The organism is Berryella intestinalis, assembly GCF_000814825.1.
In the GTDB taxonomy this organism is placed as follows: Bacteria; Actinomycetota; Coriobacteriia; order Coriobacteriales; family Eggerthellaceae; genus Berryella; species Berryella intestinalis.
On record NZ_CP009302.1, the window covers coordinates 1,901,834 to 1,916,321 of the forward strand.

The 14,488-nt window shown below is 62.0% G+C and carries 13 protein-coding genes; 8 read left to right on the top strand and 5 right to left on the bottom strand.

Annotated features, from left to right (window positions below):
• Nucleotides 1-32 precede the first annotated feature (32 nt).
• From JI75_RS08350 to JI75_RS08380, 7 genes are all read left to right on the top strand, one after another.
• Complete coding sequence (locus JI75_RS08350) at nucleotides 33-860, top strand: phosphate/phosphite/phosphonate ABC transporter substrate-binding protein (RefSeq protein WP_039690128.1); 828 nt, start codon at nucleotides 33-35, stop codon at nucleotides 858-860.
• A 38-nt stretch (nucleotides 861-898) separates the two neighbouring features.
• Nucleotides 899-2,071 (top strand): cobalamin-independent methionine synthase II family protein, encoded by a 1,173-nt coding sequence (locus JI75_RS08355; RefSeq protein ID WP_039690129.1) that lies wholly within the window; start codon nucleotides 899-901, stop codon nucleotides 2,069-2,071.
• Entirely contained in the window at nucleotides 2,064-2,579 is a 516-nt protein-coding gene (locus tag JI75_RS08360; RefSeq protein WP_039690130.1) for a hypothetical protein, read from the top strand. The genes JI75_RS08355 and JI75_RS08360 overlap by 8 nt, the downstream gene beginning before the upstream one ends.
• 105 nt (nucleotides 2,580-2,684) lie before the next feature.
• Nucleotides 2,685-3,437, top strand: a complete 753-nt coding sequence (locus JI75_RS08365) for a DUF5067 domain-containing protein (RefSeq protein WP_039690131.1) — start codon at nucleotides 2,685-2,687, stop codon at nucleotides 3,435-3,437.
• A 145-nt stretch (nucleotides 3,438-3,582) separates the two neighbouring features.
• Nucleotides 3,583-4,008: a helix-turn-helix domain-containing protein gene (locus JI75_RS08370; RefSeq protein ID WP_039690875.1), complete on the top strand. Its 426-nt coding sequence runs from the start codon at nucleotides 3,583-3,585 to the stop codon at nucleotides 4,006-4,008.
• Between the two features lie 4 nt (nucleotides 4,009-4,012).
• On the top strand, nucleotides 4,013-5,344 hold the full coding sequence (locus JI75_RS08375; RefSeq protein WP_039690132.1) for a serine/threonine protein kinase: 1,332 nt from the start codon (nucleotides 4,013-4,015) through the stop codon (nucleotides 5,342-5,344).
• Nucleotides 5,345-5,525: 181 nt separating this feature from the next.
• Nucleotides 5,526-6,305, top strand: coding sequence for a DNA alkylation repair protein (locus JI75_RS08380; protein ID WP_039690133.1), 780 nt, complete (start codon nucleotides 5,526-5,528; stop codon nucleotides 6,303-6,305).
• Here JI75_RS08380 and JI75_RS08385 read toward each other — a convergent pair.
• From JI75_RS08385 to JI75_RS08395, 3 genes are all read right to left on the bottom strand, one after another.
• On the bottom strand, nucleotides 6,297-6,602 hold the full coding sequence (locus tag JI75_RS08385; RefSeq protein ID WP_039690134.1) for a YerC/YecD family TrpR-related protein: 306 nt from the start codon (nucleotides 6,600-6,602) through the stop codon (nucleotides 6,297-6,299). The genes JI75_RS08380 and JI75_RS08385 overlap by 9 nt on opposite strands.
• A 5-nt stretch (nucleotides 6,603-6,607) precedes the next feature.
• Complete coding sequence (locus tag JI75_RS08390) at nucleotides 6,608-7,558, bottom strand: branched-chain amino acid transaminase (protein WP_039690135.1); 951 nt, start codon at nucleotides 7,556-7,558, stop codon at nucleotides 6,608-6,610.
• A gap of 266 nt (nucleotides 7,559-7,824) precedes the next feature.
• Nucleotides 7,825-9,558, bottom strand: a complete 1,734-nt coding sequence (locus JI75_RS08395; RefSeq protein WP_039690136.1) for an FAD-dependent oxidoreductase — start codon at nucleotides 9,556-9,558, stop codon at nucleotides 7,825-7,827.
• A gap of 1,668 nt (nucleotides 9,559-11,226) precedes the next feature.
• Between JI75_RS08395 and JI75_RS09450 the strand changes: the two genes are divergently transcribed.
• Nucleotides 11,227-11,400: a response regulator transcription factor gene (locus JI75_RS09450; protein ID WP_420804824.1), complete on the top strand. Its 174-nt coding sequence runs from the start codon at nucleotides 11,227-11,229 to the stop codon at nucleotides 11,398-11,400.
• A gap of 214 nt (nucleotides 11,401-11,614) precedes the next feature.
• Here JI75_RS09450 and JI75_RS08405 read toward each other — a convergent pair whose 3' ends face one another.
• Both JI75_RS08405 and JI75_RS08410 read right to left on the bottom strand, forming a co-directional pair.
• A complete protein-coding gene (locus JI75_RS08405; protein WP_039690877.1) occupies nucleotides 11,615-12,736 on the bottom strand; it encodes an aminotransferase in 1,122 nt (373 codons plus the stop codon).
• 102 nt (nucleotides 12,737-12,838) lie between these two features.
• The gene (locus tag JI75_RS08410) at nucleotides 12,839-14,302 is read right to left on the bottom strand and encodes an amino acid permease (RefSeq protein WP_039690138.1); all 1,464 of its coding nucleotides are present in this window, start codon (nucleotides 14,300-14,302) and stop codon (nucleotides 12,839-12,841) included.
• Nucleotides 14,303-14,488: the final 186 nt, after the last annotated feature.

The window sequence follows — 14,488 nt, forward strand, 5'->3', positions numbered from 1 at the left end:
CGAATCTCGAGCGAAAGACGAAAGGAGCGCCTATGTCTGCGTTGAAGGTAGGAGCCGTTATATACGACCCGAAGGTAACCGTCATCTGGGATTTGATCAAAGGATACTGCGACAAGGCCGGAGCCCCCATCCAACCGGTGTTCTACCGAGATTACAAACTGCAGGTCGACGGGCTGGAATCGGGCGAGATCGACATCGCCTGGAATTCGCCCCTTGCCCATCTCGATGCGCATCTTCGATTCGCCGGGGCCGAAAAGCACGGCTGTATGCGCAACACCGACCAGGACCTGCGCACCGTGCTGGCGGTACGAGCCGATTCGGGCATCGAGGCTATCGATGACCTGAAGGGAAAGACCGTGGGCTTCGGAGCCATAGACAGCCCTCAGGCTCGCCTGATCCCCATCGCGTTTCTCCACGATGAAGGGCTCGCCTTCGGGAAAGACTACGAAGAACGGCGGTTCGACATCGGGATCGGGCTTCACGGCGACCACGTCGGCGGGGAAAAGGACGCTATGTTCGCCCTGGTTGCAGGCGAGGTGGACGCCACCTTCGCACTCGAAGCGAACTTCCAAGGTTGGATAGCCGACGGCACCGTCGACGAAAACACGGTAACCGTCATCGCCCACACGCCCGCATTCGATCACTGCCTGTTCACCGCCCGTCCCGACGTAGACGAGGACGCGCTGGCCGCATTCACCGACGCCCTGCTTTCCATGGACTACTCCGATCCCGAACAGAAAGAGATCATGGACATGGAGGGTCTCACCGCGTGGGTGCCCGGCCGCACATCGGGTTATGGTCCGGTGACTCGGGCAAACGACCTGATGGGATTCCTCGACGAGTTCAACGCACGCCCGTAGGTCCCCCGATTCGCAACCGAAAGGGAAGAGAGAATAGCATGGAGCGATTCTTCACCTCTCTGATGGGCTCCATGCCGCGCAGCGCCGAGCTCATGCGGGCTCGGCGCCTGCTGGCGGCAGGTCGCCTCGAGCAGACGGAGTACGACCTTCTCGTGCGCAAGGAGACCGAGCGCGTCGTCAAGCTGCAAGAGCGCCTGGGGCTCGACGTCATCGTTTCCGGAGAGATCGCGCGCGATAACTACGTGTCGTTCATATCCGAGAAGATCGGCGGCGTCACGCCGATGAGCATGGCCGATATGATGGACTACGTCGAAGACAAGCGAGCCTTCGACGAGATCCTGGATACGCTGGATGTTCCCGCGGCCTCGATCAGAAACGCCATCTGCACCGGGACCCTCGAGTATCGGGGCGACATCGTGCTGGAGGAACTGCGACTGCTGAAAAGCCTCACCGACAAACCGGTGAAGATCACGCTTCCCGGGCCGTACCTGGTCACCCGAAGCATGTGGCTCCCTGCGCTCAGCACGCAGGGATATCCCGACAAGGAACGCTTGGGCGAGGCCGTGCTCGAGATCTACCGTCGGGAGATCAGCGCTTTGCAGGATGAGGGCGTCGATATCATACAATTCGACGAACCCGTCCTCACCGAAGTGGTGTTCACCGAGGGCAAGACGCGCACCTTCATGTGCGCCGCACTGTCCCAGCGCAAAGACCCGGCCGAAGAGCTCGAATTCGCCGCAAGCCTCATCAAGCGGGTCGTGGGCTTCGTCGATGAGTCGCGTTCCGTCTCAAGCTTGCATGTATGCCGCGGAAACTGGAGCCGCGACGAATCGATACTGCTCACCGGACCATACACCCCGCTGATCGACCTGTTCTCCCAGGCTGCGCCCCGCATGCTGGCACTCGAGTTCTCTACGCCGCGCGCAGGCGAACTGGATGCGTTCCTGAACGACCCGCGCATACGGGGAAGGTTCGCATTGGGGCTGGGCGTGCTCAACCCCCGCCTCGACCGGACCGAGCCCGTCGAATCTATGATGGAACGCGGGCGGAAAGCGGCACGCGCATTAGGCGCCGACAACGTGGCGCTCAACCCCGACTGCGGTTTCGCGACGTTTTCCAACCGCCCGGTAAGCACCTATGACCTTATCGAGCAGAAAACGAAGCGCATGGTCGAGGCATCGCGCAGACTGAGAGCCGAATTCCATGCCTGATCGAACCCACTCCCCGAAAGCGCACGACGCGCAACGACAAGCCGAGCCCGCTGTTCCGGAGTCGCAGCGCTTCACCGCGTCCTATCGCGCGATACGCACCGACGAGGCCGTAAAGGTCTACAACGGCGCCGGCATGAGGTCCGTCTCCCGCGTCCTCAGCTTCGACCCCGCAGACGAAGAATTCAGCGCACTCGACGAATGCGCCTGCGCCATCCTGTCCGAGATCCTGCTTCTCCTCGGCGATGAGTTTCACCGCCGAGGAGAAGACCTGATGGACGTCGAAGCAAGGGCGCATGTAACCGTAGAGAACCCGTTGGCAGCCCTCGGCGTGCGCGGCGTCGAAGGCACTGCGCGCATCGCGTCGGTGCGCGTCGAAGCCTACCTGTTCACATTCATGGACGAGCCGCAAGCTCGCACGGTGATCGACGGGGCGCTCGCGCGGGCAACCCTCTACCAAAGCCTGAAAGACGCCCTGTCCATCACCTGCCGATTCTCCCTAACCGAATGACCCGCTGAAAAAAAACCGCCCGATCATTAACTGGCAGCTAATGAATCGCATCCTCCCTTTCCCTAACATGGGCACCGTCATCTAACCTGGAAGGAAGAGGGAATCATGGAACAACTTGGTTTTGCCCCCGATCAAAGGCCTGAGCCGACGGGAACGTCGGGATCGGCCATCGCCGCGCTGGTTCTCGGCGTACTCGCTTTGGCCAGCTCGTTCATCCCCATCGTGAACAACCTGTCGTTCATCTTCGCCATCGTGGGAATCATCCTCGCGATAGTCGGGCTGGTGGGCATCAACAAGGGGAAGAAGACCGGCAAAGGCCTTGCCGTCGCGGCCGCCATCGTCAATGTCTTGGCCGTCGTGATCGTCATCGCCACCCAGAGCCTGTACTCCGCCGCAATCGATAAGGCCATGGAAAGCACCCAGGTCGAAAACGTCTCCGAGCAGGCCTCGACCCCGTCCGGCTCGACCGCGGGCGGCGAATCTGCGGAAAAGGCCGATAGCTCGAACAAAACCAAGTACCAGGTAACCATCGACGGCTCCGAGCTGATCCAGGACTACTCCGGCAAAAACGCGATCGTCGTCACGTACACCTGGAAGAATATGACCGACGACAGCACGTCGTTCCTTGCCAACGTAACCGCCCGGGCCTTCCAAAACGGCGTCCAGCTCGACAGCGCGATGGTGCGCGACCTGGATAGCAGCAAGTCGCTGAGCCAGGTGAAGCCCGGCGCCGAGATCACCGTCAAGCAGGCCTACGAGCTGACCGATGCAAGCGAGGTGACCGTCGAGGTCTCTCCGCTGATCAGCTTGAACGGAGACAAGGACATCCTCGTCACGAAGAACTTCAGCGTTGAATAGTACAATGCGGCGAGGGGGCGTTCGCCTCCCTCGCCTGCTTCGAGCATTGGAGCGCCGTACCGAGGTACGGCGCTGGGCGTTTATAAGGCCCCGCGTGCGCAAGCGGCTGCAGTTTTCGTCCGCTTTCCAGCAAAAGGCATCGCCCGTGAACGAGCCCCTCACCGAACATCTCCTCTCCGAACTGGTCAATTCGCCCGATCCGAAGGCCTTCGTCGAAAGCCGCACGTTCGATGCGCCCACCCTCACCGAATACCTGAACCGCCTGCTGCAAGACCGGGGCATGAAGTACAAGGAGGTCGCTCGGGCGGCCGACCTCGACGAAACCTACGCCTGGTACATATTCGCCGGACGCAGGAACCCGACCCGCAACAAGCTGTTGCAGATCGCGTTCGGCATGCGGCTCACCGTGCAGGAGACCCAGCGGCTTTTGCAGGCCGGGGGCATCAGCCGGCTGTACCCGAAGAACCGCCGCGACGCTATAATCATCTACTCCCTCCAAAAAGGCGCAACGCTGCTGCAGGCGGAGGGCGAACTTTACGGTTTCGGGGAACAGACGATCATCGAGAACTGACAGCATGCCCTCCATCGACACGAACGACCTCAAGCGATACCTGGCAAGCCTCGAGCGCGAGGACCGGTACCGCGTTGTCGACACCCTGAAAAGCACCGATGCCGAACGCACCGAACTGGTGTACCTTCCCGACTCCGTTCTGGAGGCGGACGCCCCCCTGCGGATGAAGCGGGGGTTCCAGCATCTGTACGTGAGGAAGTACATCGAGAGCGCCTCGCACCTCGGCAGCGCCTACCAGCGCATATTCGACCAACAGCACAGCGAGGCCGATCCGCTGGAATCCGTCCCCCACGTGTACGAATGCTATGAAACCGACGAGCACCTGATCGTGGTCATGGAGTACCTGTCGGGCGAAACCCTCGATCGCGCCGTCTCGCGGCTGGGCGCGGGAAGCGACCTCGCGTGCAGGCTGCTCCCTCCCATCTGCGATGCGGTCGCATCCATCCACGAGCGGTTCGACCCGCCGCTCATCCACCGCGACCTCAAGCCCAGCAACGTGATCGTCCAGGATGCGCGCGCCGTCCTCATCGACCTGGGCATCGCCCGCGATTTCAAAGAAGGTGCCGAAACGGACACCCTGCTGTTCGGGACGAGATCGTTCTCGCCGCCCGAGCAGTTCGGATACAAGCAGACCACGGTGCGAAGCGACGTGTACGCCCTGGGGATGCTGCTGTACTTCTGCCTGACGGGAACCATCCCCTCGGCCTCGACCCATGACGACCGCTTCCCCGGCGCCGATATCCCCGAGCCGATGCGCGCCGTGCTGATGTGCGCGACCGAGTTCGATCCCGAAAAGCGATTCGCGAGCGCCCGAGCCCTGAAAAACGCCTTCCTAAGCGCTTGCCCCGCGCATCCTATCCCCCGAAAAGCGCCCGGGTTGAGTGCGCCAGCGGCCGACGTCGCGGCGCCCTCTCCCGGCAATCGGCCCCTCGCAGCGGCGCCGTCCGGCACGCGGCGAAACGCGCGTCGGGCACTCGGCAGGCGCTTCGCCCCCAAGCCGGCCGAACCGGAAAGGTTCTCCATCCTGGGAAAGATCTGGAACGGGCTGCTGGTCGCATCGCTGTTCGTGCTGCTTCTGGGCTGCTTCTCATCCTTCGTCAATCCGACGCCCCAGAACCAGGCAATGCCCATCTGGCACAACGCAATCGGGTTTTTGGTGGTCATGCCCGTGCTTTTCGCGTCAACCGCCCTGCTGATAGCCGACAAACGCAGGATCGCCGTGCGTTTCCCTGCGTTGCGCAAACTCAATTGGTGGAAGTGGATAGCTTCGTACGCGGTGCTGGCCTTCGCCCTCGTGTGCATCTTGGGGCTGATCCGCGTAATCGCCCTACGCTAAGCGATAGACTTACATATCGGAAGGGCAAGGAGCCCGTCGCGACGCACGGAGCGCGGTTTTGGCTCAAGCCTGCCGGGATCGATAGAATACGGCTCGGAAGAAAACAAGACCTCGAGCTTATCCGCTCTAGGGTCTTGTTGGACACGGCGATCACCTTTGGAGCGGAACGGAGGCTGAGAACATGGATGCGAATCGGATCTTGGTTGAAGCGCTGCGAGGCAAAGCTAGTGCGAAGACCGCGGCATTCAGCGCGAAGTTGGTGCCGACCGTAGCGCCGGAGCGCTTCCTCGGGGTTAAAAGCGCCGATATGAAAGCAGCCTCGAAGAGCCTGTTGGCAGGGGAGCTGCCGGTCAGTCCCTCAGAATTTCGCGCCAGCGTGCCCCACCCTTACGTGGAGCTGGATATAGTGCACGTTCACACCCTGAACGCCTTGCGGGATGCCGGCCAGTGGAGGACAGCCTGCGAGCATTTCCTTCCGTATATCGATAACTGGATGGTGACCGATTCCTTCGATCCGGCATTGCTCCGCGGGAAACGCGCCCTCGGTACCGAGGGCGCGGCGGAGGTGATCGCGACCGGACGGAGCTGGCTGGGCGACTTGAGCGCGGGAAACGGCGGTGCTAGCGGAGATGCCTATACGGTTCGCACCGGAGTGCTGGTGCTGTTGCAAGCCCTGCTAAAAGGCCATTTTGCGCCCGAGCAGCTGGAATGGGTGGCGGCAGTGCGGCACCCGGATTACTACGTGTGCATGGCCGCAGGTTGGTATTTTGCGACCGCCTTCGACAAGTTCGAGCAGGCAGCTCGGCCGTTTTTAGAGGAAAACGGCCGTCTGCAGCTAGAATCGCACCGTCTGGCTGTACGCAAAATAATAGAATCGCGCCGGACATCCGCTGAAAACCTACGTTGGGCCCGGGACAAGCGAGCAGAATTGCGGGAGCTGGCGAAAGGAACCTTACCTTAAGCTCGAACGCCCTTCGTCATCCAGAAGGTCGATGGCATGGCGGTACCCGCCCGCGCCGTATCCCAGGCACTTGGAAACGCGCGCGATGGTCGTGGCCGACATGCCCGTCTCCTTCTCGATGGCCACGTACGACATGCCCGAGTCCAGCATGCGAGCGACCGCCAAGCGCTGGGACGATTCGCGGATCTCCCTGATGGTGAACAGATCTTCGAGCAGGGCGAACATCCGGTCCTTGTCGTCGATGGCGACGAGAACCTCAAGCAGGTTCTCGACGTCTTCGCTGCGCAGATCGTCCATCTGCGCTACTCCACCTCGGTCAGCCAGTCGGCATAGCGCTCGGCGTTGCCGTACACCGCGTCGAAGAAGCGGGCCTGCAAAGCCTCGGTCACAGGACCGCGCGAGCCGGATCCGACCTGGCGCTCGTCCACGCTGGCAACGGGCGTGAGCTCGGCGGCCGAGCCCGTCATGAACACCTCGTCGGCGACGTACAGGTCCGTGCGGGTCAGGCTCTCTTCAAGCGGGCAGGCGTCGATCTCGCCGTCCTCGAACATGTCGGTCGCGATCTGCAGCACCGAGTCGCGCGTGATTCCCTCGAGCAGGCCGTCGGACAGAGGCGGCGTCGAGATCACGCCGTTGCGCACGACGAACAGGTTCTCGCCCGTGCCCTCGCACACCAGGCCGGCCTCGTTCAACATGATGGCCTCGCCGTAGCCGTGCGCCTTCGCCTCGAGCTTCGCAAGCAGCGAGTTCATATAGGACGCCGTGGCCTTCACCGCAGGGGGGATGGCGTTGTTGGAGCGCTGGCGCCACGAAGAAACGCCCACCTTGATGCCCTTGGCCAGGGCCTCGGCCCCCAGATAGGCATCCCACGGCCACACGGCGATGATAACGTCGGTGGGAGCGCCGGTGGGATCGACCCCCATCACGCCGTAGCCGCGGTACACGAGGGGACGGATGTAGCACTTCTTCAGGCCGTTGGCCTTGATGATGTCGACCGTCGCCCGAACCAGCTCGTCTGCGGTGTAGGGAAGGTCGATCATAGCGATTTTGCAGCTGCGGACCAGGCGCTCCATATGGTCCTGGAGACGGAACACGTAGCTTTTATGCGTCTCGGGGTTCTCGTAGCAGCGGATGCCCTCGAACACGCCCGAACCGTAATGCAGCGAGTGGCTGAGGACGTGCGTCGTGGCCTCCGCCCAGGGGATGATCTCACCGTTTTTCCAGATGTACTGGACTTCTTGGATATCGGCCATGGTACCGTCCCTTCATCGAGAGCGCCCGACGGGCGCCGCCGCCTCCCGGCGCCCTTTCAGAAAAGCGCCTATCAATCCCGATAATTCTACTCCCGTGCGCTTTGGCGACGGGAAGGTATCGCCAAAGCGCACGTTTTCACCGCATGGGCGAAAAGGAGTCGAAACGTAGGCGCCCGGCTTTCGGGGCGCCATCGGAAAAGGAGGGAGGCAGGGCAGCCCCAAGACCGCCCGCCCCCCGTCAGCAGCCAAGGGGCGAAGGGGGAAACCTAGGCCTTCCCGAGGAAGCGCGCGACCGACTTGCCGCATTCGCGTCCCAGGCAGATCGCCATGCCAAGCGACATGCCGGGGATGGGGGTGATGTACTCGTAGCCGAAGCGGCGGCCGCAGTCGTTCCCGGAGACGTACAGGCCGGCGATCGGCTCGTAGTTCGCATCGACTGCGTTCTGCTCGCCATCGGTGAGGATGCCCCCGCACGTAACCATGGTCTCGCCCAGAACGGGGTCGAACTTGCAGGCGTAGAAGGGCCCTTCCTCGACGGGAAACAGCACCCTCGCATCGCGCCCGAACTCCTGATCGGCCCCCGCCGCGCAATAGGAGTTGTAGTCCTCGATGGTCTTCAGGAAAGCGGCGAGCGCGTCTCCCTCGAATCCCAGCTGGGAAGCCAGACCCTGAAGCGTGTCGTCGGCGATGTACTCGACCTCGACCACGGGTCCGTGCTGGGCGCCCTCGTCTTTCTTCTCCTCTTCCTGATAGGTTCCCTTGAATTTGGCGTACGCCTTGTCGAGGGACTTCTGCAGGGCGGCCAGGTTCTCCTCGTTGGCACTGAACCCGGCGTGCTGCGGGATGGTGTACTGGCGATACGTGGGGAAGTTGGAGTCGACGACCGCGAACTTGGTCTTGCGCGTCTTGTATACGGTGGCGAAACCTCGCTGCTCTGCCGTGGGATAGTACTCGTTGCAGAAGCGCTTGCCGTTCTCGTCGATCCACACGGCCTGCGGCAGGCAGTTCATCTTGCCGGGAACCGACAGGCCCTTCATGTTCATGCCGGGGATCGGGCAGGTCTCCAGATGCGCCCCGGCCCAGTAGGCCATCTGGACGCCGCGACCCGTGTTGTTGGCCGCCATGGAGGTAAGCTCTTCGCCTTCCACCAGGGCGTTTTTCATATCGGGCATGAGATCGGCCATCATTTCGGCATTCGCCCCGAAGCCTCCCGTGGCGATGACCACCGCCTTGCAGTTGAACTTGATGTTCTTCTTATCGCTGGTAGCGGCCAGGCCCGCGACCTTGCCGCCCTCCATGATCACGTACTGGGCCTCGGTCGAGAAGCGGAACTCGGCCCCGGCCTTCTTCGCTTGCTCGCGGTTCACCGCATGGATCTTGGTCTGGTTGCACTCGCCGTAGAAGCTGCAAACGGAGGGCCAGAACTTAATGCCGCTCAGCTCGTCGAGCTGGTGCTCGGTTTTCGGAAAGAACGCCGTGGTCATGGTGGCCAGATCGGCCTCGGTGAGCCCGGAGAGGTACCAGTCCATGTTGGCTCCGGAGTTCTGGGCGAACTTCATCACCAGCTCTTGGTTGGGGTAGTTGCCCGTGATGCGCATGTAGTTCTGGAAGAACTCGACCGGATCGATGGCGGGAACGCCGCGCTGCTGGAGGATGGTGGCGTTGAGCGCCGCCCCCTCGTTGCCCACCGGCGCATACGTATCTTCGGCCTGGCGCTCGATCAGCACGACGCGCGCGCCGCTTTCCGCCAGCTCCCGGCAAGCGGTCAGGCCGGCGTAGCCGTGGCCGGCCACCACCACGTCGCACGAAACCTCTTCGTCAAACGATGCGATCTCGGCGGGGGCGGTGCGCCAGGTGGTCGGCTCGGCAGCGGCCTTCGACGCGCCCTTGTCGGCAGACCCCTTGGGCGAACAGCCGGCAAGCGCCGCGGATGCCGCGGCTCCCGCGCCCATAACGCCCATGCCCCTCAGAAAGCTCCTACGGGAAAATTCAACGGCCATTTCCAATCCTTCCCTTCGTTATCCCCTCGATGCGATGTCGCAACCCCGGCGCCGCGCGTCGGGCTCGATGGCGAGAACTGTAGGAAACGGCGGCCGAAATGCCTATCGCGGAAATTGGGGAACTTGGGAATCCCTGGTCACAGCGCATCAAGGAAATTGATGAGAGTCGGTTGCGACAAGCTTGAAGTACAATCGCAACATGGATACCGACAACCCGAAAAACGAGCTGCTGCGCATCGATCTGGACGTGCTGTTCGCGATCGCCCTGTTCGCAAGCATGCCCCTCTACTCCCCGAACGTCATGTCCTTCAGCCTCCTGGCAGGCGATCTGGTGAACGTCGGCAGCTTCGTCCTGCCCATGATGGCGGCCTGCATCGCGGTATCGGGAGCGCTGTTCATCTCGAGCCACCTGTCGATGGTGCGCCGCGCCGTGGAGCGACGCGAGGCGGTCTCCGCCTGCTTCCCGGAATCGAAGCCCCTGAGATGGGCTGCGCTCGTCTTCTCGCCGCTCTACGTCGTCTCGACCGGCTCGTTTTACTGCATGGCCGAGGGGCTGATCGGGTTCGACCCCCTCGCGGCCTCGATCGCGGGAGCCGTATCCGGAATTTCGCTGGTATTCGTCCTGATTGCCTGGAAGGACAGCTTCAGCGGCTACGGGGTGAGGCGCGCGCTGCTCGGGGCCTGCATCGTAGTCGGGTCCAGCGCGGCCATCAACTGGCTTGCCAGCTACCTTCCCGCGGTGCCCCTGCTCGCGCTCTCGTGCCTCCTGCTCGTTCTCGGAACCGCCCCCGTGGTTTGCAGGGCGCTTGGCAGGCCCGCATCCGTCGTCAGCGAGGCGGGCTCCCGAACAGAAGAGCCAACCGACCGACAGGCCGAGCGGATCGCGGGAGCGGGCTGCGAAGAGCCTTCCTCCCAGGCGTCCCCGAACCGCTCGGAGGCTGTGCCCGAACAGGATGGGATCTCGCCGTTCGCGGCGTTCACCTGCATCTCGAAGCGCTTCGTCTCGGTTCTTTTCCCCGCGTTCCTGGGGCTTGCCCTCTTCGCGTTCTTCATGGGGGTCGCGCCGCTGAAGGTATACGGCATAGCCAACGTCGAGGTGGCGGGAAACCTCGTCGCCGCGCTTCTGCTCGCGCCCCTGTGCTTCGTCCGGTTCAAGCAGCCCCCGCTGCATTTCCTGTACGAAACGGTGCTGCCGGTGGCCGCCGTCGCGATCATGCTGCTGCAGGCTCTGCCGTACGGCCTGATAGGCGGACGGGAGATCCTCTACATCGCGGTGTACGTGTTCTTCGGAATAACCGCCCTGCTCTCCCTGGCCCTCGGAGTGGCCAGCGCAAACGCGCGGGAGTTTCCCGATAGGCTGGTATATGCGGGCCTCATCTTCGCCTTCTCCCTGTCGAGTCTCGGCGGACTGCTGGTCGGATCCGTCCACGCCAGCGCGTTCCTCACCAACGCCGTCTCGCTGTTCGTGGTGTCGCTTTACTGCACCTACCTGGCAGTATCCCCCATCGTTCAGCACACGCGGCGCGACTTGACCGACAAATCCGAGGCGGAACGCGAAGAGGGCCCCTCGCCTCGAAAAAGCCCCCCGCCGATGCGTATCGGGAACGCTGCCGGGAAACCTCCGAGAGGTTCCGCCTCTCCCCCAGAGAACGCGAGATCATGGCGTACATGGGGCGGGGCCATTCGTCGGTGTACATCGCGAAAACCCTGGTCATTTCCGAAAACACCGTCTACACCCACGCACGCAACATATACCGCAAGATCGGGATCGGCTCGAAAGAGCAGCTCATCCAGCTGCTGTCGGAAACCCCGGCCGAAAGCGAGGGCGAAGCCCGCATCTAAGTGCGGGCCCGAGCGGAGGCCAGGGGAGGCACTTGCTTGGCCGCCGGTCTCTCCGATCGTGGTTCAACCTCCCCTATTTGCTTGTCAGATTACCACGACACCTCTGATAAGAACCTAATATCCGCAGATCAAATACCTTATTTACGCATTAATCCGATATGACAACGTATAGATCGATTATGTAATTTCTCAATTACATCGATCTTGTCGATCGTCAGTCGAACTTGCACTTGAGGTACGAGGACAGGATATCCAAACCGGTCCGCAACACGGGCTCTGACGCGCAGAATCCCAGTCGAGCGCCGCGCGGAAGCTCGAAGCGGCTTCCGGGAACCAGCAGCACACCCTCGTCGCGCAGCAGATCGAGGCAGAACTTCTCATCGTCTTCCGGAATGTCCAGCCGGATGTAGCTAACCGAAACTCCCTTCGGAGGAACCCACGATACGCGCGGCTCCTTGTCGATCCATTCCTGGACGATGGCGCGATTCTTCCGGATAATGCCCAGGTTGCGATCGAGAATAGCATCTCGGTTGCGCAGCACCAGCGTAGCCAGGGCGTCGTTGAACACGCCGGCGCAGATCATCGTGTAGTCGCGCAGCACGCGCATCCGATCAGCCAGCTCTTTGTTCGACACCGTCCACCCCACGCGTGCGGCGGGCACCGAGAAGCGCTTGGAGATGGAGTTGGTCGCCACGCCCTTGTCGTAGACATCCACCACGCTGACGTAGTCGTCCACATCCTCGATGGGGAAGAACACCTCGTCGCACAGAAGCCAGGCGTCCACCGACCGGGCGACTTCGACGATCTCTTGCAGAAGGTCTTTGGAGATACAGGTCCCCAAGGGATTACTGGCATTGTTTATGCAGATCAGCTTCGTATCTTTGCGCACTAGCGCCTTCAGCTCGTCGATGCGGGGCTGCCAGCCGTCCTCTTCGTGAATAACCCACCGGTCCACTTCGGCGCCCAACGCCGCGGGCAGATCGTACAGCGGCTGATACGTAGGGTACTCGGCCACCACATGATCGCCGGGGCTGACCAGGGCCATGATGGCGTTGAGGTTGGCCCCCGTTCCCCCGTTCGTCTGCAACACGTTGGCCGGATCGACGCTGCGATACAGCGCCGCCACCTCCTCGCGGAACTCGGCCGAGCCGTCGATCCAGCCGTAGTTCATCTTCTTGCCGTCAAGCGCCTCGTAGAAACGCGCACCCGCATCGCCGCTCAGCGCGAGGATCTCCTCCATGGTCAGGCTGTCGATGGTCGATTGGGCTATATCCCATGTAGCTTCGTGCTCCCACACGTTCAGGAAGTCCTCGACGCCGATCGTCCTTATGTCCATGCTTCCTCCTTCGAAAAAAGCGAAAGGAGGCGGCTCGCGCAAGCCGCCTCCTTCCTTCAGATCGAATTGTTGGGTGAACCCGTCGAACCGAAGCACCCGGAACTAGAACACCGAGATAACTCCCATCAGGTTCAGAACCACACCCAGAACACCCAGGCACCCGATGATGAGCGCGAAGATGTACTCGTTCTTCGTAACGGTCGCGCCGTTCTCCTCGCGCGCCTTCTTGTAGAAGAAGAAGCCGGGGACGTAGCCGAGGCAGGTGAGCAGCAAGAACCCGTAGCCGTTGAACAGAACGCCCACGACCTGGAAGGTCAAAGCGATGACGCCCAGAAGCAACTGGCCCATCTCTTTGTGCTGAGCGCTGTACTTAACCTGGTAGGCGGCAGCCAGAGCCCAGGTGATGACGATAGCGACGGTGCACATCGAGAACGCGAAGTCGTACGCGCTGGACGAGAAGGTGGCCACGATGATGAACACCTCGGTGCAGGCGCCCACGATGAGCAGCGAGACCTTGGGGGCGTTCTTGTCGTTGCGCTTGTCCCACACCTTGGGCAGGATGCCGTGATCGGCCATCATGGACGTGGTCTCGGCGGGAAGCATCGTGAACGAGAGCCACGAACCCACGACGGAGATGATGATGGCCCACGAGATGAACGCGCCGCCCCAGCCGGGAGCGATGGTCTCGAAGATGGTAACGGTAGCCGGGTTGTCGGCCGTGATCAGCGTCTCGTAGGGAACGGCGCCGTACGGGAGGATGGAGGCGCCGATGTAGAGAACCAGAAGGACGATCAGGCCCAGAACGGTAGCGGAGCCGACCTCGGACTTCTTGGCGGCGCGCTTGGACATAACCGATGCGCCCTCGATACCGATGAAGACCCACATCATGATAAGGATGCAGTTCGTGACCTGGTTGCCGATGCTGCCCAGGCCTTCTTCCGAGATGCCTTCGGCCATTACCGCCATGTTGCGCGTGGCGTTACCCCAGAAGTCGTCGGTGAACGTCGCGGCCTGGAAGGCGATAATGCAGAACATGATGAGCGCGGCGATGGAAACGACCTTGACCACCATGACGACGGCGTTCAGGCCGGCAGCGCTCTCGACGCCGTTGATGACCAGGAAGGTGATCAGCCACAGCAGAACCGAGATGACGATGACGCCGCCGACGGCGGGATTGCCGTCAGCCGAGAAAACGCCCGGGAGCAGGGTGCCGAGGCACTCGTTCGTTCCGAGCGTGTTGGCGATCATGGTTGCGAACGCGACGTTGCCCAACCATGCGGAAAGCCAGTAACCCCAACCGGAGATGAATCCGGCGAACTTGCCGAAGCCGTCTTCGGCGTAAGCGATGGCACCGTCAGAATCGGGGCACTTCGCGCCCAGATTCGCCAGAGACAGTGCCAAGCAGAGGAAGCCCAGGCCGCAAACGAGCCAGGCTATCAGAGCCGCACCAGGCGACGCAACCTGGCCGATCTGACCGGAGATGGCAAACACGCCAGAACCGATACACGAACTGACGACCATGCCGACGAGGCCAAAAAAGCCAACGCCTTTAATCTTTTCTCCCATGAGAGAACCCCCAATATTTAGGCTGGTATGTATGTGAGAACCTCCGAGAGCCCGTTCTAACTGCGTCACGCAATCTGCAAGCGATATCGACGTCGCGCAGACAGCTCGGGCTGCACGCCTCCTACCCCCTGTGCGCGCAGAGGGTAGGCGCGTGTCGTTTCGGAGAGGAACTCGTTACGCAACAAG

Coding starts and splice junctions, on each gene's coding strand:
- JI75_RS09450 (WP_420804824.1), top strand. CDS start 11,227: ATGGGGCGGGGCCATTCGTCGGTGTACATCGCGAAAACCCTGGTCATT.
- JI75_RS08350 (WP_039690128.1), top strand. CDS start 33: ATGTCTGCGTTGAAGGTAGGAGCCGTTATATACGACCCGAAGGTAACC.
- JI75_RS08355 (WP_039690129.1), top strand. CDS start 899: ATGGAGCGATTCTTCACCTCTCTGATGGGCTCCATGCCGCGCAGCGCC.
- JI75_RS08405 (WP_039690877.1), bottom strand. CDS start 12,736: ATGGACATAAGGACGATCGGCGTCGAGGACTTCCTGAACGTGTGGGAG.
- JI75_RS08390 (WP_039690135.1), bottom strand. CDS start 7,558: ATGGCCGATATCCAAGAAGTCCAGTACATCTGGAAAAACGGTGAGATC.
- JI75_RS08410 (WP_039690138.1), bottom strand. CDS start 14,302: ATGGGAGAAAAGATTAAAGGCGTTGGCTTTTTTGGCCTCGTCGGCATG.
- JI75_RS08380 (WP_039690133.1), top strand. CDS start 5,526: ATGGATGCGAATCGGATCTTGGTTGAAGCGCTGCGAGGCAAAGCTAGT.
- JI75_RS08375 (WP_039690132.1), top strand. CDS start 4,013: ATGCCCTCCATCGACACGAACGACCTCAAGCGATACCTGGCAAGCCTC.
- JI75_RS08385 (WP_039690134.1), bottom strand. CDS start 6,602: ATGGACGATCTGCGCAGCGAAGACGTCGAGAACCTGCTTGAGGTTCTC.
- JI75_RS08395 (WP_039690136.1), bottom strand. CDS start 9,558: ATGGCCGTTGAATTTTCCCGTAGGAGCTTTCTGAGGGGCATGGGCGTT.
- JI75_RS08365 (WP_039690131.1), top strand. CDS start 2,685: ATGGAACAACTTGGTTTTGCCCCCGATCAAAGGCCTGAGCCGACGGGA.
- JI75_RS08360 (WP_039690130.1), top strand. CDS start 2,064: ATGCCTGATCGAACCCACTCCCCGAAAGCGCACGACGCGCAACGACAA.